This window comes from Kitasatospora sp. NPDC051702, assembly GCF_040681575.1.
GTDB lineage: Bacteria > Actinomycetota > Actinomycetes > Streptomycetales > Streptomycetaceae > Kitasatospora.
Map to the genome: position 1 here is coordinate 131,592 of NZ_JBFAZB010000005.1, position 17,045 is coordinate 148,636.

The 17,045-nt window shown below is 72.6% G+C and carries 14 protein-coding genes; all 14 read left to right on the plus strand.

What is annotated here, in order from left to right; all coding sequences use genetic code 11:
- Positions 1-55 precede the first annotated feature (55 nt).
- Positions 56-1,447: a diaminopimelate decarboxylase gene (gene lysA / locus AB0N04_RS06895; RefSeq protein ID WP_360204563.1), complete on the plus strand. Its 1,392-nt coding sequence runs from the start codon at positions 56-58 to the stop codon at positions 1,445-1,447.
- Between the two features lie 138 nt (positions 1,448-1,585).
- On the plus strand, positions 1,586-2,878 hold the full coding sequence (locus AB0N04_RS06900; RefSeq protein ID WP_360204566.1) for a homoserine dehydrogenase: 1,293 nt from the start codon (positions 1,586-1,588) through the stop codon (positions 2,876-2,878).
- A gap of 9 nt (positions 2,879-2,887) precedes the next feature.
- Positions 2,888-3,985, plus strand: a complete 1,098-nt coding sequence (gene thrC / locus AB0N04_RS06905; protein ID WP_360204569.1) for a threonine synthase — start codon at positions 2,888-2,890, stop codon at positions 3,983-3,985.
- Between the two features lie 361 nt (positions 3,986-4,346).
- The gene (gene thrB, locus AB0N04_RS06910; protein WP_360204572.1) at positions 4,347-5,285 is read left to right on the plus strand and encodes a homoserine kinase; all 939 of its coding nucleotides are present in this window, start codon (positions 4,347-4,349) and stop codon (positions 5,283-5,285) included.
- 593 nt (positions 5,286-5,878) lie between these two features.
- Positions 5,879-7,969, plus strand: coding sequence for a transcription termination factor Rho (gene rho / locus AB0N04_RS06915; protein ID WP_360204575.1), 2,091 nt, complete (start codon positions 5,879-5,881; stop codon positions 7,967-7,969).
- A gap of 140 nt (positions 7,970-8,109) precedes the next feature.
- Positions 8,110-9,219, plus strand: coding sequence for an LCP family protein (locus tag AB0N04_RS06920; protein ID WP_360204577.1), 1,110 nt, complete (start codon positions 8,110-8,112; stop codon positions 9,217-9,219).
- Positions 9,220-9,421: 202 nt separating this feature from the next.
- On the plus strand, positions 9,422-9,643 hold the full coding sequence (gene rpmE, locus AB0N04_RS06925) for a 50S ribosomal protein L31 (RefSeq protein WP_153462614.1): 222 nt from the start codon (positions 9,422-9,424) through the stop codon (positions 9,641-9,643).
- A gap of 112 nt (positions 9,644-9,755) precedes the next feature.
- Positions 9,756-10,832 (plus strand): peptide chain release factor 1, encoded by a 1,077-nt coding sequence (gene prfA, locus AB0N04_RS06930; protein WP_360204580.1) that lies wholly within the window; start codon positions 9,756-9,758, stop codon positions 10,830-10,832.
- 60 nt (positions 10,833-10,892) lie between these two features.
- A complete protein-coding gene (prmC, locus tag AB0N04_RS06935) occupies positions 10,893-11,759 on the plus strand; it encodes a peptide chain release factor N(5)-glutamine methyltransferase (RefSeq protein ID WP_360204583.1) in 867 nt (288 codons plus the stop codon).
- Positions 11,760-11,885: 126 nt separating this feature from the next.
- Positions 11,886-12,533, plus strand: a complete 648-nt coding sequence (locus AB0N04_RS06940; protein ID WP_360204586.1) for an L-threonylcarbamoyladenylate synthase — start codon at positions 11,886-11,888, stop codon at positions 12,531-12,533.
- Positions 12,534-12,565: 32 nt separating this feature from the next.
- A complete protein-coding gene (locus AB0N04_RS06945; protein ID WP_360204860.1) occupies positions 12,566-13,207 on the plus strand; it encodes a protein-tyrosine-phosphatase in 642 nt (213 codons plus the stop codon).
- 160 nt (positions 13,208-13,367) lie between these two features.
- Entirely contained in the window at positions 13,368-14,648 is a 1,281-nt protein-coding gene (locus AB0N04_RS06950) for a serine hydroxymethyltransferase (protein ID WP_363363503.1), read from the plus strand.
- Positions 14,649-14,823: 175 nt separating this feature from the next.
- Entirely contained in the window at positions 14,824-16,113 is a 1,290-nt protein-coding gene (locus AB0N04_RS06955) for an MraY family glycosyltransferase (protein WP_360204592.1), read from the plus strand.
- Positions 16,114-16,409: 296 nt separating this feature from the next.
- Positions 16,410-16,853 carry a hypothetical protein gene (locus tag AB0N04_RS06960; RefSeq protein WP_360204594.1) on the plus strand — a complete coding sequence of 148 codons (444 nt, stop codon included), beginning with the start codon at positions 16,410-16,412 and terminating at the stop codon, positions 16,851-16,853.
- Positions 16,854-17,045: the final 192 nt, after the last annotated feature.

The following is a 17,045-nucleotide window of genomic DNA, read 5'->3' on the forward strand; positions in this document are numbered from 1 at the left end:
CTGACGGTCAACGGGGACCGTCGCCGCCCCTCGCCATAGGTCAAGGAACAAGGACATGTCTCGCTCAGCACACCCCGCGGGCCCCCGTCACGGCGACGTCCTGCCCGAGGGCCACTACCAGGCCCCGCCGGCGGACCTCAACGCGCTCGACCCCAAGGTCTGGTCGCGCACCGTCGCCCGGGACGCCGCGGGTGCGGTCACCGTCGGCGGCATCGACGTGCGGACGCTGGCGGCCGAGTTCGGCACGCCGGCCTACGTGCTCGACGAGGAGGACTTCCGGACCCGGGCCCGCGCCTGGCGGGACGCCTTCGGCACCGGGGCGGACGTCTACTACGCCGGCAAGGCGTTCCTCTCCAAGGCGATCGTGCGCTGGCTGCACGAGGAGGGCCTGAACCTCGACGTCTGCAGCCCGGGCGAGCTGGCCGTGGCGCTGGCCGCCGGCATGCCGGCCGAGCGGATCGCGCTGCACGGCAACAACAAGTCGGTGGACGAGCTCGAGCACGCGGTGAAGTCCGGGATCGGGCACGTCGTGGTCGACTCCTACGAGGAGATCGAGCGGCTGGCCGCGATCGCCGCCCGGCACGGCGTCCGCCAGCAGGTGCTGATCCGGATCACCGTCGGCGTCGAGGCGCACACCCACGAGTTCATCGCCACCGCGCACGAGGACCAGAAGTTCGGGCTCTCGCTGACCGGCGGCGCGGCCGCCGAGGCGGTGCGCCGGGTGCTCGCCCACGACAGCCTGGAGCTGCGCGGCATCCACTCGCACATCGGCTCGCAGATCTTCGACACCGCGGGCTTCGAGGTGGCCGCCCGCCGGGTGGTCGGCCTGCTGGCCGGCATCCGCGACGAGCACGGCGTCGAGCTGCCCGAGATCGACCTGGGCGGCGGCCTCGGCATCGCCTACACCAGCGACGACGACCCGCGCGAGCCGGCCGAGATCGCGGCGGCGCTGGGCGAGATCGTGCGCCGCGAGTGCGCCGCCGCGGACCTGCGGGCCCCCCGGCTGAGCGTGGAGCCCGGCCGGGCGATCGTCGGCCCGACGGCGTTCACGCTGTACGAGGTCGGCACCGTCAAGCCGCTGGAGGGCCTGCGCACCTACGTCAGCGTGGACGGCGGGATGTCCGACAACATCCGCACCGCGCTGTACGACGCCGAGTACTCGGTGGCCCTGGTGTCGCGCCGCAGCGACGCGGAGCCGATGCTGGTGCGAGTGGTCGGCAAGCACTGCGAGTCCGGCGACATCGTGGTGCGGGACGCCTTCCTGCCGGCCGACCTGGCTGCGGGCGACCTGATCGCGGTGCCCGCCACCGGCGCGTACTGCCGGTCGATGGCGAGCAACTACAACCACGCCCTGAAGCCCCCCGTGCTGGCCGTCAGGGACGGTGCGGCGCGGGTGATCGTCAGGCGCGAGACGGAGGAGGATCTCCTGCGTCTCGATATCGGATGACGAAATTCTCGTCTCAGATCATGGAACGACCGTAGATCCGTGCGGAAAGTCCCCGAGACTGGTACGGACCGAAGTTCCCGGCGGCCCCGAGAATCCCGCCGGAATTACCGAAGCACGATGAATGCAGAGCGGAGTCGGATGATGCGTACGCGCCCGCTGAAGGTGGCGTTGCTGGGCTGTGGTGTGGTGGGCTCCGAGGTGGCGCGCATCATGACGACGACGGCCGACGACCTCGCCGCGCGCATCGGCGCCCCGGTGGAGCTCGCCGGCATCGCGGTCCGCCGGGCCGGCCGGACCCGCCCGGGCGTCCCCGAGCACCTGATCACCACCGACGCCGAGGCCCTGGTCAACCGGGGCGACATCGACGTCGTGGTCGAGGTGGTGGGTGGCATCGAGCCCGCCAAACACCACATCCTGTCGGCGTTCGCGCAGGGCGCCTCGGTGGTCAGCGCCAACAAGGCGCTGCTCGCCCAGGACGGCGCCGAGCTGCACGCCGCGGCCGCGGCGGCCGGGGTGGACCTGTACTACGAGGCCGCCGTGGCGGGCGCGATCCCGCTGCTGCGGCCGCTGCGCGAGTCCCTCGCGGGGGACAAGGTCAACCGGGTGCTGGGCATCGTCAACGGCACCACCAACTTCATCCTCGACAAGATGGACACCACCGGCGCCGGCTACTCGGAGGCGCTGGAGGAGGCCACCGCGCTGGGCTACGCCGAGGCCGACCCGACGGCCGACGTCGAGGGCTTCGACGCCGCCGCCAAGGCCGCGATCCTGGCCGGCATCGCCTTCCACACCAAGGTGACCGCCGCCGACGTCTACCGCGAGGGCATCACCGAGGTGACCGCCGCCGACATCGCCTCCGCGAAGGCGATGGGCTGCGTGGTCAAGCTGCTCGCGATCTGCGAGCGGGCCGCCGACGGCGCCTCGGTGACCGCCCGGGTCCACCCGGCGATGATCCCGCTGTCGCACCCGCTGGCCTCCGTCCGCGAGGCCTACAACGCGGTGTTCGTCGAGGCCGAGGCGGCCGGTCGGCTGATGTTCTACGGCCCCGGCGCCGGCGGCTCGCCGACCGCCTCCGCGGTGCTCGGCGACCTGGTCGCGGTCTGCCGCAACAAGCTCGCGGGCGCCCCCGGCCCCGGTGACTCGGTGTACACGCAGCTGCCCGCCAAGCCGATGGACGAGGTGGTCACCCGCTACCACGTCAGCCTGGACGTGGACGACCGCGCGGGCGTGCTCGCCCAGGTGGCGTCCGTCTTCGCCGAGCACGGCGTCTCCATCGACACCGTGCGCCAGCAGGGCCGCGACGGCGACGCCTCGCTCGTCGTGGTCACCCACCGTGCCACCGACGCCGCCCTGTCGGCGACGGTCGACAAGCTCCGCGCGCTGGACAGCGTGCGGGACGTGGCCAGCATCATGCGGGTCGAAGGGGAGTAAGGAACAGCCATGAACGCCGTTGCCGAGAACGTCGTCCGAGGCGCGCACACCCACCAGTGGCGCGGCCTGATCGAGGAGTACCGGGACCGCCTGCCGGTCACGGACTCCACCCCGGTGGTCACCCTGCTCGAAGGCGGCACGCCGCTCGTCCCCGCCCAGGTGCTCTCCGAGCGCACCGGCTGCGAGGTCTACCTCAAGGTCGAGGGCGCCAACCCGACCGGCTCCTTCAAGGACCGCGGGATGACGATTGCCATCTCCAAGGCCAAGGAGGAGGGCGCCCAGGCCGTCATCTGCGCCTCCACCGGCAACACCTCGGCCTCCGCCGCCGCGTACGCGGTGCGGGCCGGGATGGTCTCCGCGGTGCTCGTCCCGCAGGGCAAGATCGCCCTCGGCAAGATGGGCCAGGCGCTGGTGCACGGCGCCAAGATCCTGCAGGTGGACGGGAACTTCGACGACTGCCTCACCCTTGCGCGTGAACTGTCCGAGAAGTACCCGGTGGCCCTGGTCAACTCGGTGAACCCGGTGCGGATCGAGGGTCAGAAGACCGCCGCGTTCGAGATCGTCGACATGCTCGGCGACGCCCCGGACATCCACGTCCTGCCGGTCGGCAACGCGGGCAACATCACCGCGTACTGGAAGGGGTACCGCGAGTACGCCACCGACGGCCTCGCGGCGCGCACGCCGCGGATGTGGGGCTTCCAGGCCTCCGGCTCGGCCCCGATCGTCGACGGCGCGCCGGTGCTCAAGCCGCAGACCATCGCCACCGCGATCCGGATCGGCAACCCGGCCTCGTGGGACTTCGCGCTCGCCGCGCGGGACGAGTCGGGCGGCCTCATCGACAAGGTGACGGACCGTCAGATCCTCGCTGCCTACCGGCTGTTGGCCTCGCAGGAGGGCGTCTTCGTGGAGCCCGCCTCGGCCGCCTCGGTGGCCGGCCTGCTGGCCAAGGCGGAGGCCGGCCTGGTCGACCCGGGCCAGCGCATCGTCTGCACCGTGACCGGCAACGGCCTCAAGGACCCGGACTGGGCGGTGGCGGGCGCGCCGCAGCCGCAGGTCGTCCCGATCGACCCGGAGGCCGCGGCCCGGCGCCTGGGCCTGCTCGACTGACCCGGGACCGGGCCGGTCACCGGGTCTGACGCTTCGACGGGCCTACCCTTTCGGGGGTCGGCCCGTCGACGTTCTCCTGTGACACTTTTGTGTCAATTACGCTTCGCATTCCGAACCGAATCCGGTGCGCATTCCGGCCAGAAGCGGCAACACACCAGATCGAAGGCCCATGGGGTGTACCACTGGGGAACCTCTCTTCGATACTCTGGGTTCGGCCGTGTGGCACATGCCCCGGGTCCTGGCCCTCCGGGCCGAACCGACGACCGTGACCGCCCGCCCCGGACGGGGCCCGCGGTCCGTTCCCGCCCCTGCACCGACGACGCGCTCCGCGCCGCCCGATTTCCCCAGGAGAGTCCACCGCATGGCCGGTCCCGCGTTCCGTGCCGCCGCCGTCCGGGTCCGGGTTCCCGCGACCAGTGCCAACCTCGGCCCGGGCTTCGACGCCTTCGGGCTCGCGCTGGGCCTGTACGACGACGTCGTCGTCCGGGTCTCCGACTCCGGCCTCTCGGTCGACATCGCCGGCGAGGGCGCCGAGACGCTGCCCCGCGACGAGCGCCACCTGCTGGTCCGCTCGATGCGCGCCGCCTTCGACCGCCTCGGCGGCCAGCCGCGCGGCCTCGAAGTGGTCTGCGCCAACCGGATACCGCACGGCCGCGGCCTGGGCTCCTCCTCGGCCGCCATCTGCGCCGGCATCGTGGCCGCCCGCGCCGTCACCATCGGCGGCCCGTCCGCCCTGGACGACGACGCGCTGCTGGCCCTCGCCTCCGAGCTGGAGGGCCACCCCGACAACGTCGCGGCCTGCCTGCGCGGCAGCTTCACCATCGCCTGGACCGACGAGGAGTCGGCCAAGGCCGTCACCCTGGAGCCCTCCGGCCAGGTCGTCCCGATCGTCTTCGTGCCCGCCGGCGAGGTGCTCACCGAGACCGCCCGCGGCCTGCTGCCGAAGACCGTCCCGCTGACCGACGCCGCGGTCAACGCCGGCCGCGCCGCGCTGCTGGTGGAGGCGCTGACCCGGCGGCCCGAGCTGCTGCTCGCCGCCACCGAGGACCGGCTGCACCAGGACTACCGGTCCTCCGCGATGCCGGACAGCGCCGCGCTGGTGGGCGCGCTGCGCGCGGAGGGCGTCCCGGCGGTCATCTCCGGGGCCGGCCCGACCGTCCTCGCCCTCACCGACGAGGCGGGTGCCGACAAGGTGCTCTCCTTCGCCGGGCACCACGGCCACGGCGGTGACCCGGCGTTCGCCGCGCACCGCCTGGAGCTCGACCGGACCGGGGCCACCGTGCTCCCGCTGGACGTCTGAGCAGCCCGTTCGGGCCGCTCGCCGGGGCCCGGCTCGGCACCGCGCCGAGCCGGGTGCTCCGGACACGATTGGCAAGCGCAAGGCTGGGGAATGTCTGAGGGGGTCGGTAGTGTTAACCTCATTGCTGCACCAGGTGCCCTCCGGGGCTCGGTGCGCCGCGTCCCGATCCCAGCTCTCCACTGCCGTGGAGTCGCGGCGATGCACGGGGCGACGATTCTCCGGGAGCCCACCGCAGCGCGTACGCAGCCTGCCTGCGCGACATGCGGCCGCATCCCGAAGCCGTGACGGCACCTGACTCCCACCCGCGGCCTCCCACCTCGAGGCCAGGACGGGCGGAGCGCGGGCCACCGTCACGCGACGGGGGCCCGGGATTCGCAGGCAGCGTGGGGGTACGCCCGGTCGGCACACGACCGGCCCACCGCGCCACTCAGCACCACCGTGCTTCAAGCACCGCACCTCGCAGCTCTCCCTCGACCGGCTTCCGCCTTTCGGGGGATCACCGCCTCGGACCGACGCAGTCGAGCGTTGGTCAGGACAGCACAACCGGTCGCCGAGCCAGACAGGCCGACGTCCGCTCCAGGGAAGGACCCTTAGTGAGCGACTCCACCGATCTGATGGGCGCGCGCCCGGACGCCGAAGCGTCGGACGCAGCCGCCGCACCCGCGGCCCCGGCGCGGCGCCGCCGCACCGCCGCCGCGGGCCTGGACGGCATGGTCCTGGCCGAGCTGCAGAAGCTCGCCGCGGACCTGGGCATCACCGGTACCGGACGCATGCGCAAGAGCCAGCTGATCGAGACCATCAAGGAGAAGAGCGGCGGGGACCCGCTGCTCGCCGCCGGTGGCGCCCCGGCCGCCGCCAAGCGCACCGCCGCCAAGGCGGACGCCGAGGCGCCGGCCGAGAAGCCCGCCCGCCGCACCAAGGCCGCCGCCGCGGCCGAGGCCAAGGCCGCCGAGCCACAGGCCCAGATCGACATCCCGGTCCAGGCCGCTGCGGAGACCGCCGCGCCCGCCCGCGCCGAGCGCACCCGCCGCCGCGCCACCTCCGCCGCCGGTGCCCCGGTCGCCGAGGCCGCCGCCGCCGACGCCGCGGTGGTCGTGGCCGAGCCCAAGCAGGCCGAGCCCAAGCAGGCCGAGACCCGCGCCTTCGAGGGCCGCGAGGAGGGTCGCACCGAGACCCGCCGCGACCGCCGCGACCGTCGGGACCGCCGCGAGGCGGGCGAGCGCCCCGAGCGCACCGACCGCCAGGAGACCGGCGAGGCCCAGGACGGCGAGGGCCGCGAGTCGCGCCGCGACCGCCGCAACCGCCGTGAGCGCGCCGACCGCCAGCCCCAGCAGGGCGGCGGCCAGCAGCAGGGCGGCCAGGCCGAGGGCCAGCAGAGCCGCCAGGGCGGCCAGCAGACCCAGCAGCCGCAGGCCCAGCAGGGCGGCTACGAGGACGACGAGTTCGGCGACGGCCGTCGTGGCCGTCGCGGCCGCTACCGCGACCGCCGTGGCCGCGGCCGCCGCGAGGGCTTCGAGGCCGGCCCCGCCGAGCCGCAGATCGGCGAGGACGACGTCCTGATCCCGGTCGCGGGCATCCTCGACATCCTCGACAACTACGCGTTCGTGCGCACCTCCGGCTACCTGCCGGGCCAGAACGACGTCTACGTCTCGCTCGCCCAGGTCCGCAAGAACGGCCTGCGCAAGGGCGACGCCATCACCGGAGCGGTGCGCCAGCCCCGCGACGGCGAGCGCCGCGAGAAGTTCAACGCCATGGTGCGGCTGGACTCCGTCAACGGCATGGACCCGGAGAGCGGCCGCGGCCGCCCCGAGTTCAACAAGCTCACCCCGCTGTACCCGCAGGAGCGGCTGCGCCTGGAGACCGACCCGGGCGTGCTGACCACCCGGATCATCGACCTGGTGTCGCCGATCGGCAAGGGCCAGCGCGGTCTGATCGTCGCGCCGCCGAAGACCGGCAAGACGATGGTGCTGCAGGCGGTCGCCAACGCGATCACCCACAACAACCCCGAGTGCCACCTGATGGTCGTCCTGGTCGACGAGCGTCCGGAAGAGGTCACCGACATGCAGCGGTCGGTGAAGGGCGAGGTCATCTCCTCGACCTTCGACCGCCCGGCGGAGGACCACACCACCGTCGCCGAGCTGGCCATCGAGCGCGCCAAGCGCCTGGTCGAGCTGGGCCACGACGTGGTCATCCTGCTGGACTCGATCACCCGTCTCGGCCGCGCCTACAACCTGGCGGCGCCGGCCTCCGGCCGCATCCTGTCCGGTGGTGTCGACTCGACCGCGCTGTACCCGCCGAAGAAGTTCTTCGGCGCCGCGCGCAACATCGAGAACGGCGGCTCGCTGACCATCCTGGCCACCGCGCTGGTCGAGACCGGCTCGCGCATGGACGAGGTGATCTTCGAGGAGTTCAAGGGCACCGGCAACATGGAGCTCAAGCTCGACCGGAAGCTCTCGGACAAGCGCATCTTCCCGGCCGTCGACGTGGACGCCTCCAGCACCCGCAAGGAGGAGATCCTGCTCGGCAGCGAGGAGTTGGCCATCGTCTGGAAGCTCCGCCGGGTGCTGCACGCGCTGGACTCGCAGCAGGCGATCGAGCTGCTCCTGGACAAGATGAAGCAGACCAAGAGCAACGCCGAGTTCCTGATGCAGATCGCCAAGACCACCCCCGGCTCCAGCGACTGACGGTAGCCGGACGGCAGTCGGACACGGAACCCCGGATCGCGCGAGCGGTCCGGGGTTCCGTGCGTCCGGCCGGGCCTTTGTTCCAGGATTGGGACATCCTGGGGTCTTTGGATCATCTTGTCCGATTTACTCTGGACCGTATGGCCGAACACAAGAGGGTCCTGACCCGCCGCCGCAAGGTCCTGCGGGCGGCGGCCTGCGCGTTCGCCGCACTCGTCGTCCTCGGTGCCGGAGCGGCCGGGTACGCGTACTACAAGCTCAACGGCAACATCAAGAGCGTCGACATCAACGCCCGGCTCGGCGACGCCCGCCCGCCGGCGGCCACCGACGGGTCCTTCAACATCCTGGTGCTCGGCTCCGACTCGCGGAACGGCCGGAACGGCGACCTGGCCGGCGGCGACACCGGCGACACCGCCCGCTCGGACACCGCGATGGTGGTGCACGTCAACCAGGACCACTCGCGCGCCGAGGTCGTCTCGATCCCGCGCGACACCCTCGTCGCCCGGCCCGACTGCACCGACGCGACCGGCCGGACGGTGCCCGGGGCCAAGCGCGCCATGTACAACAGCGCCTTCGAGACCGGCGGCGCCGCCTGCGCGGTCAAGACCACCGAACAGCTCACCGGGCTGCGGATGGACCACTACGTGCAGATCGACTTCGCCGGGTTCGCCCGGGTCGTGGACGCGCTGGGCGGGGCCACCGTGACCACCACGGTGGCCATCCACGACAAGGACAGCGGCCTCGACCTCGCCCCCGGCGAGCACCACCTGGACGGCCAGCAGGCCCTGGCCTTCGTCCGCACCCGGCACGGCGTCGGCGACGGCAGCGACCTCGGCCGGATCGAACTGCAGAAGCAGATGGTGCGGTCGCTGCTGCAGCAGGCCGGCGGGCTCGGGCTGTTCTCCAACCCGGTCAAGCTGTGGTCGATCGGCGACACCATGACCAGCAGCGTCACCACCGACTCCGCACTGGGCTCGGTGAACGCCCTGGTGGGCCTCGTCCAGGAGCTCAAGGGCATCGGGCCGGACCAGCTCGGCATGGTGACCCTGCCGGTGGTGACCGCACCCAGCGACCCCAACCGGGTCGTCGAACAGCAGCCGCAGGCCGACCAGCTCTGGGCCGCGCTCAAGGCCGACCAGCCGCTCCCGCAGTCCGTCGTCTCGGCGCAGCCGGAGAACCCCGCCCAGGCCGCCCCCACGGCCCCCACGGGCCCCGCGACGGGCGCGGCGAAGGCCCCGGCCAGGCGCTGACCGGGCGCCGGGCCGCGGCACGGCCGGCGCGGCACGGTCGGGGCGGGCGCGCGACGGGCCCGCGGCGGCGCGCGGAATATCCCGGAGCGGGCCCCGGTTTGGGAAGATGCGGCCGGTCCTGGCAGACTGGTCCGTCGGTCCCGGTTCACGTGCGGCGCTCCAGCCGCCGACCCGGTGCCCTCCCGAAACCTAGGAGAACCCCTTGAAGCCCAACGTTCACCCCGAGTACGTGGTCACCCGTGTGACCTGCACCTGCGGCGCCGAGTTCGTGACCCGCTCGACCGAGACCAGTGGCGAGATCCGCGCCGAGGTCTGCTCGCAGTGCCACCCGTTCTACACCGGCAAGCAGAAGATCCTCGACACCGGTGGCCGCGTGGCCCGCTTCGAGGCCCGCTTCGGCAAGCAGCACAGCGCGAAGGCCTAGCGCTCCCTCGGCGCCGGTTCCCGGTGCCCCCGTACTCGTTCCGGGGGCGCTGGGGACCGGCGCCGTTCGCGTCCCACCACACCAACCGATCTCCGGGAAGAAGGCCACCCCCATGTTCGAGGCAGTCGAAGAGCTCCTCGTCGAGCACGCCGACCTCGAGAAGAGGCTGGCCGACCCGTCCGTCCACGCCGACCAGGCCAACGCGCGCAAGCTGGCCAAGCGGTACGCCGAGCTGACCCCGATCACCCGGGTCTTCCGGGAGTGGCGGCAGGCCGGCGAGGACATCGAGGCCGCGCGTGAACTCGCGGCCGAGGACCCGGAGTTCCTCTCCGAGGTGAAGGACGGCGAGCACCGCCGCGAGGAGCTGACCGAGGAGCTGCGACTGCTGCTCGTGCCGCGCGACCCGAGCGACGAGAAGGACGTCATCCTGGAGATCAAGGCGGGCGAGGGCGGCGAGGAGTCCGCGCTGTTCGCCGGCGACCTGCTCCGGATGTACCTGCGCTTCGCCGAGCGGATCGGCTGGAAGACCGAGATCATCGACTCCAACGAGTCCGACCTCGGCGGCTACAAGGACGTCTCGGTGGCCGTGAAGACCAAGGGCAACGCCGAGCCCGGCCAGGGCGTCTGGGCCCGGCTGAAGTACGAGGGCGGCGTGCACCGCGTGCAGCGCGTCCCCGCCACCGAGTCGCAGGGCCGCATCCACACCTCCGCGGCGGGCGTGCTGGTCACCCCCGAGGCGGAGGAGGTCGAGGTCGAGGTCCTCGCCAACGACCTGCGGATCGACGTCTACCGCTCCTCCGGCCCCGGCGGCCAGTCGGTCAACACCACCGACTCCGCGGTCCGGATCACCCACCTGCCGACCGGTATCGTGGCGTCCTGCCAGAACGAGAAGAGCCAGCTGCAGAACAAGGAGCAGGCGATGCGCATCCTGCGTTCGCGGCTGCTGGCCGCCGCGCAGGAGGAGGCCGAGCGGGAGGCCTCGGAGGCGCGTCGCAGCCAGGTCCGCACGGTGGACCGCTCCGAGCGGATCCGGACGTACAACTACCCCGAGAACCGCATCTCGGACCACCGCACGGGGTTCAAGTCGTACAACCTGGACCAGGTCCTGGACGGCGACCTGAACGCGGTGATCCAGTCCTGCGTCGACGCGGACGCGGCGGCCAAGCTGGCCGCGGCCCAACAGAACTGAGACCGGCGCGCCCCAGCCCGAAAGCCAGAAGCCGGAGCGCAGAAACAAGAGGTCGTACGGATGAACCTGCTGCTCGCCGAGGTGGCCCAGGCCACCCAGCGGTTGGCCGCGGCCGGCGTGCCGTCGCCGCGCTTCGACGCGGAGGAACTCGCCGCCTACGTCCACGACGTCAAGCGCAGCCAGTTGCACACCGTGCAGGACGCGGACTTCGACGCCCGCTACTGGGAGGCCGTCTCCCGCCGCGAGGCGCGCGAGCCGCTCCAGCACATCACCGGGCGGGCGTTCTTCCGCTACCTGGAGCTCGAGGTCGGCCCCGGGGTCTTCGTGCCCCGGCCGGAGACCGAGACGGTCGTCGAGTGGGCCATAGACGCCGTCCGCGACATGGACGTCGCCGAGCCGCTGGTCGTCGACCTGTGCTCCGGCTCCGGCGCCATCGCGCTCGCCCTGGCCCAGGAGCTGCCGCGCTCGACCGTGCACGCCTTCGAACTCGACGAGGGCGCGCTGCAGTACACCCGGCGCAACATCGAGGCCAGCCCGGACCGGGCCCGGGTCACCCTGCACGCCGGTGACGCCACCCTGGCCTTCGCCGACGACCGCTCCTGGGACGGCCGCTTCGACCTGGTCATCTCCAACCCGCCGTACATCCCGCTCACGGAGTGGGAGTACGTCGCGCCGGAGGCCCGCGACCACGACCCGCAGATGTCGCTGTTCTCCGGCGAGGACGGCCTGGACACCATCCGCGGCATCGAGCGGGTGGCCGCCCGGCTGCTGCGCCCGGGCGGCGCGGTGGTGGTCGAGCACGCCGACCAGCAGGGCGGCCAGGTGCCGTGGATCTTCAACGAGGAACGCGGGTGGACGGACACCGCCGACCACCGCGACCTGAACAACCGGCCGCGCTTCACGACGGCCCGAAGGGCCTCGCTGTGAACCGTCCGGCACCGTACGACCGCCCGCAGGGCGTCGTGCCGGGCCGTCCGGCACCGTGCCGGACCGCCGTGCACGAGGCCGTGCTGTGACCGCTGTGATGAGCCGTTCCGGAAGGGGACCGCACCGATGAGCCGCCGCTACGACTGTGCCGACGCCGGGGACCGTGCCACCGGCCTGCGCGAGGCCGCATCCGCCATCCGCCGCGGCGAACTCGTCGTGCTGCCGACCGACACCCTGTACGGGGTCGGCGCGGACGCCTTCTCCCCGGAGGCCGTCGGCGAGCTGCTGGCCGCCAAGGGCCGCGGCCGCAACATGCCCTCGCCGGTGCTGGTCGGCTCGCCGACCACCCTGCACGGCCTGGTCACCGACTTCTCCGAGCAGGCCTGGGAGCTGGTCGACGCGTTCTGGCCGGGCGGGCTCACCCTGGTCGCCAAGCACCAGCCCTCGCTGCGCTGGGACCTCGGCGAGACCCGCGGCACCGTCGCCGTCCGGATGCCGCTGCACCCGGTCGCCATCGAGCTGCTGAACGCCACCGGCCCGCTGGCCGTCTCCAGCGCCAACAAGACCGGCGGTCCGTCCCCGGCGACCTGCGACGAGGCGCAGGCGCAGCTCGGCGACGCCATCTCGGTCTACCTGGACGGCGGGCAGGCGGACCACGCCACCGCCTCGTCCATCGTCGACGTCACGGGCAAGGTCCCGGTCCTGCTGCGGGCGGGCGCGATCAGCGTCGAGCAGCTGAGGGAGGTCGTCCCCGACCTGGAGGCCGGCAGTTGACGCCGACCGCCTCGCTCCACGCCGGGCCGGGCATAGCACCGTACCTGGCCGTGGGCCCCAGGCCGCTGGACCACTTCCGGATCCTGTTCGTCTGCACCGGGAACATCTGCCGCTCGCCGATCGCCGAGCGGCTCACCCGGCGTGAGCTGGACACCCGGCTCAGCCCGCGGGTGGCCGGGCGGATCCTGGTGGAGAGCGCCGGCACCTGGGGCCACGTCGGCGCGCCGATGGAGGACCACGCGGCGACCGTCCTGGACGAGTACGGCGCCGACAGCGGCGGTTTCACCGGTCGCGAGCTGCTGGACGAGCACGTCGTGGAGGCCGACCTCGTCCTCACCGCGACGCTCGACCACCGGGCGCAGGTGATCTCGATGGGGCACGAGGCGGGCCTGCGGACCTTCACGCTGAAGGAGTTCACCCGCCTGGTCCGGACGATAGACCCGGGCACCCTGCCCGACCCGCGGCGCGGCGCCGACGTCACCGAGCGCGCCCGCGCCCTGGTCCGGGCCGCCGCCGCACTGCGCGGCTGGCTGCTGGCCGCGACCCCGGAGTCGGACGAGCTGGAGGACCCGTACGGGGCGCCGATCGGCATGTTCCGCAACTGCGGCGAGGAGATATTCCACGCCGTCGACCCGGTGGTCACCGCACTCACCGGCGTGTCCGCGCTGCGCTGAGCCCCCGCCCGGGGCGACCACCCGGGCGACCGCCGGAACGAAGGCGCCGAATGGCCCCGCGTCGGCGCGCCACCCGGCCGGGCCGGTCCTACGCTGGAGGAATCGATCCTTCCCGGCCCGCGCGCCGGGAGGCGCCCCCACGCGGCCCGGGAGCCCCGCCATGACCGTCACCGACGCCCCGACCGGTCCGAGAGCGACGAACGGGCGCCCCTGGGCGTCCGAGGCGCTGCACCGGGCGGATCCGCAGCTGGCCGACCTGCTGGCGGCCGAGGCCGAACGACGGGCCGAGTCGATCCAGCTGCTGGCGGGCGAGAACCTGACCTCCCCGGCCGTCCTGGCGGCGCTGACCGGGCCGTTGATCGACAAGTACGCCGAGGGCTACCCGGGCCGCCGGCACCACACCGGCTGCGCCCTCGCGGACGCCGCCGAGCTGCTGGCGATCGACCGGGCCCGCCAGCTGTTGGCCGCCCCGCACGCCAACGTCCAGCCCCGGTCGGCGACTTCGGCGATGCTGGCGGCCTACGCGGCGCTGCTGCGGCCCGGCGACGGGGTGCTGGCGATGTCGCTGGAGCACGGCGGCCACCTGAGCTGCGGCTCGCGCGCGAACTTCTCCGGCCGCTGGTTCGCCTTCACCGGGTACGGCGTGCGCGAGGCCGACGGCCTGATCGACCTCGACCAGGTGCGCGACCTGGCCCGCCGGCACCGTCCGAAGGCGATCGTGGCCGGTTCGATCTCCTACCCGCGGCACCCGGACTGGGCGGCGTTCCGGCAGATCGCCGACGAGGTGGACGCCTACCTGATCGCCTCCGCGGCGCAGACCACCGGCCTGATCGCGGCCGGCGTGGCGCCCTCACCGGTGCCGTACGCGGACGTCACCGTGGCGGCCACCCACAAGCTGCTGCGGGGCCCGCGCGGGGGTCTGCTGCTGTCCACCGCGGAGCTGGCCGAGCGGATCGACCGGGCGGTGTTCCCGTTCAGCCAGGGCGGCGCGGCGATGAACGAGGTGGCGGGCAAGGCGGTGGCCCTCGCGGAGGCGTCCACGCCCGGCTACCGGGCCTACGCGCACCGGACGGTGGCGGGGGCGCGGGTGCTGGCGGCAGGGCTCGCGGAGGCCGGTGCACGCCCGCTGACCGGCGGCACCGACACCCACCTGGTGACGGTGGACGTGAGCCCGCTGGGCGTCACCGGCGCGGAGGCCGAGCGGCGCTGCGCGGCGGCCGGGCTGCTGCTCGGCAAGTGCGCACTGCCGTACGACCCGGCGCCCGCCGCCGAGGCGTCCGGCATCCGGCTGGGCACCGGCACGGTGACCAGCCAGGGGATGGGCGAGGCCGAACTCGCCGAGGTCGCCCGGCTGATCGCACGGTTGCTCGTGGACGGAACGGTCGTGCCGGTGGCGGAACGGGTCCGGGAGCTCGCGCTGGCCTTCGCCGACCGGCCGTGAGCGGCCCGGGCGGCCGCGGGCATCGAGATCTCCTACCCGGGAGGGCGAACCGCGATGCACGCCCGAGGCGTCCGACTCAATAAGGTGTGTGCCGTGGCGACGCACCTCGAAACCCGGACAGGCAGGGGAGTACCTTCGGTACCTTCCCGTCGGACAGTGATGCAGGAGGCCAGTGGTGCGTGAGTATCTGCTGGTGCTGTTCTGCACCGCCGCCGTCACCTACCTGCTGACCGGCCCGGTCCGGAAGTTCGCCATCGCGGCCGGCGCGATGCCGCCCGTGCGCGCCCGTGACGTGCACCGCGAGCCCACCCCGCGGCTCGGCGGGATCGCCATGTTCGGCGGTCTCTGCGCGGGCATCCTGGTCGCCTCGCAGCTGGACAACCTGAGCAAGGTGTTCTCCCAGGGCACCGACATCCGGGCCCTGCTGTCCGGCGCCGGGATCATGTGGCTGCTCGGCGTGCTCGACGACAAGTGGGGCGTGGACGCGCTGGTCAAGCTCGGCGGCCAGATGATCGCCGCCGGTGTGATGGTCTGGCAGGGCGTCACGGTGATCACCCTCCCGGTGCCCGGCGTCGGCGCCGTCGCGGTGAGCCCCACCCAGGGCATGGTCATCTCGGTCACCCTGGTCGTCGTCATGGTCAACGCGGTCAACTTCATCGACGGCCTCGACGGCCTGGCCGGCGGCATGGTCTGCATCGCCGCGATCGCGTTCTTCCTGTACAGCTACCGCCTCTGGTACGGCTACACGATCACCGACGCGGCCCCCGCGGTGCTGTTCAGCGTGCTGCTGATCGGCATGTGCCTGGGCTTCCTGGCGCACAACATGCACCCCGCGCGGATCTTCATGGGCGACTCCGGCTCGATGATGCTGGGCCTGATGCTGGCCGTCGCCGCGATCTCCATCACCGGCCGCGTCGACCCGGACCTGATCACCAGCGAGACCGGTTCGCAGACCGCCACCGTGCACGCCCTGGTGCCGATCTACATCCCGCTGCTGCTGCCGCTGACGGTCATCGCGCTGCCGCTGGCCGACCTGCTGCTCGCCGTGGTCCGCCGCACCTGGGCCGGCCAGTCGCCGTTCGCCGCGGACAAGCGCCACCTGCACCACCGGCTGCTGCAGGTCGGGCACTCGCACAGCCGTGCGGTGCTGATCATGTACTTCTGGGCCGCGCTGATCGCCTTCGGCACGGTGGCCTTCTCGGTGACCAACACCGGTCGCACCGTGGTGCTGACGCTCGCCGGGCTCTGCCTGGTCGGCCTGGTCGTGCTGCTGACGCCGCGGTTCCGGCCGCGCGCGCCGAAGGCCGTGCAGTCCTTCGTCCCGCCCCGCTACCGCCGCCAGCAGTCCGCCCCGATGGCTGAACTGTCGGCCAAGGACAAGCAACTTCTCGGTGAAGCCGGCCAGGACGCGGGCCGGGGCGCCTCGGCGCTCGGCACCCAGGACCGGACCACCGGCCGCCGGTAGCAAGCGAGTTGACGTTAGGTCAAACGGCCTCACCCGTTCGGCGGCACGGTTGGGCCGTCGGTGTGACAGGTACCACACATTCATGGTAAAGCTCTCATCAAATAGTTTGTGATACCGTTCACGAGTACCGAGAACACGCCGAAAGACCTGACAGGTGGATGCCTTCCGTCCCTGTCGGCCTCCCTCGACGGGCCCGCCGCAGCGGGCGGCCCGGGCGGCGGCCTCTCGGTCGGTGTCACCCACCACCTTCTGTGCCCCGTCCCCCGCCACATCGACATGCCGCCGGAGCTGCCGACATGCCGTCCACCGACGCCCGGATCCTCCGAGGCGCCGCGATTCCCACTGCGGTCGCCGGGATCATCGCCATGGCGATCTCCTTCGCCGTCGCCGGTGGGAAGGGTTTGCTCGGAGCCCTCTTCGGCGTACTGCTGGTGATGGCCTTCTTCAGCTCGGGCCAGATCGCGCTCGACCGGCTGACCAGGTCGAACCCGCAGATCATGATGGCCGCGGCGCTCCTGGTGTACACCACGCAGATCCTGCTGGTCGGCATCGTCCTCGCGGTGTTCAAGGACACCGACCTCTTCAACCGGCAGGCCTTCGCCTTCACACTGCTCGGCTGCGCGTTGATCTGGACGGGGTTCCAGGTGCGCGGCGCGCTGAAGGCCAAGACCTTCTACGTGGACCCCGACGCCTCGGAAAACAAGGGCGACAAGCCCTCCGACTCCGGGCGTCAACAGTGACGAGGCCTCACTGTCCCCCCAACGAGGGGGGCGGTGTTTATGCCGCACTGACGGACTGCTATCGTCCGTCGCAACAACGGAGTACGGGAAGCGGCCAGGTCTGTCCGGACAGTGGACGGATCGCCCCCCGGACCCGCGCAGTCTTCGATGATCCCGCAGCGGTGCAGCGCACTGCCGGACGGGGTCGGCGAG

What these genes read in the sequence shown, in the direction of transcription:
- lysA (WP_360204563.1), top strand. Translation starts at nt 56, where the DNA reads ATGTCTCGCTCAGCACACCCCGCGGGCCCCCGTCACGGCGACGTCCTG.
- AB0N04_RS06900 (WP_360204566.1), top strand. Translation starts at nt 1,586, where the DNA reads ATGATGCGTACGCGCCCGCTGAAGGTGGCGTTGCTGGGCTGTGGTGTG.
- thrC (WP_360204569.1), top strand. Translation starts at nt 2,888, where the DNA reads ATGAACGCCGTTGCCGAGAACGTCGTCCGAGGCGCGCACACCCACCAG.
- thrB (WP_360204572.1), top strand. Translation starts at nt 4,347, where the DNA reads ATGGCCGGTCCCGCGTTCCGTGCCGCCGCCGTCCGGGTCCGGGTTCCC.
- AB0N04_RS06920 (WP_360204577.1), top strand. Translation starts at nt 8,110, where the DNA reads ATGGCCGAACACAAGAGGGTCCTGACCCGCCGCCGCAAGGTCCTGCGG.
- prfA (WP_360204580.1), top strand. Translation starts at nt 9,756, where the DNA reads ATGTTCGAGGCAGTCGAAGAGCTCCTCGTCGAGCACGCCGACCTCGAG.
- prmC (WP_360204583.1), top strand. Translation starts at nt 10,893, where the DNA reads ATGAACCTGCTGCTCGCCGAGGTGGCCCAGGCCACCCAGCGGTTGGCC.
- AB0N04_RS06940 (WP_360204586.1), top strand. Translation starts at nt 11,886, where the DNA reads ATGAGCCGCCGCTACGACTGTGCCGACGCCGGGGACCGTGCCACCGGC.
- AB0N04_RS06950 (WP_363363503.1), top strand. Translation starts at nt 13,368, where the DNA reads ATGACCGTCACCGACGCCCCGACCGGTCCGAGAGCGACGAACGGGCGC.
- AB0N04_RS06960 (WP_360204594.1), top strand. Translation starts at nt 16,410, where the DNA reads ATGCCGTCCACCGACGCCCGGATCCTCCGAGGCGCCGCGATTCCCACT.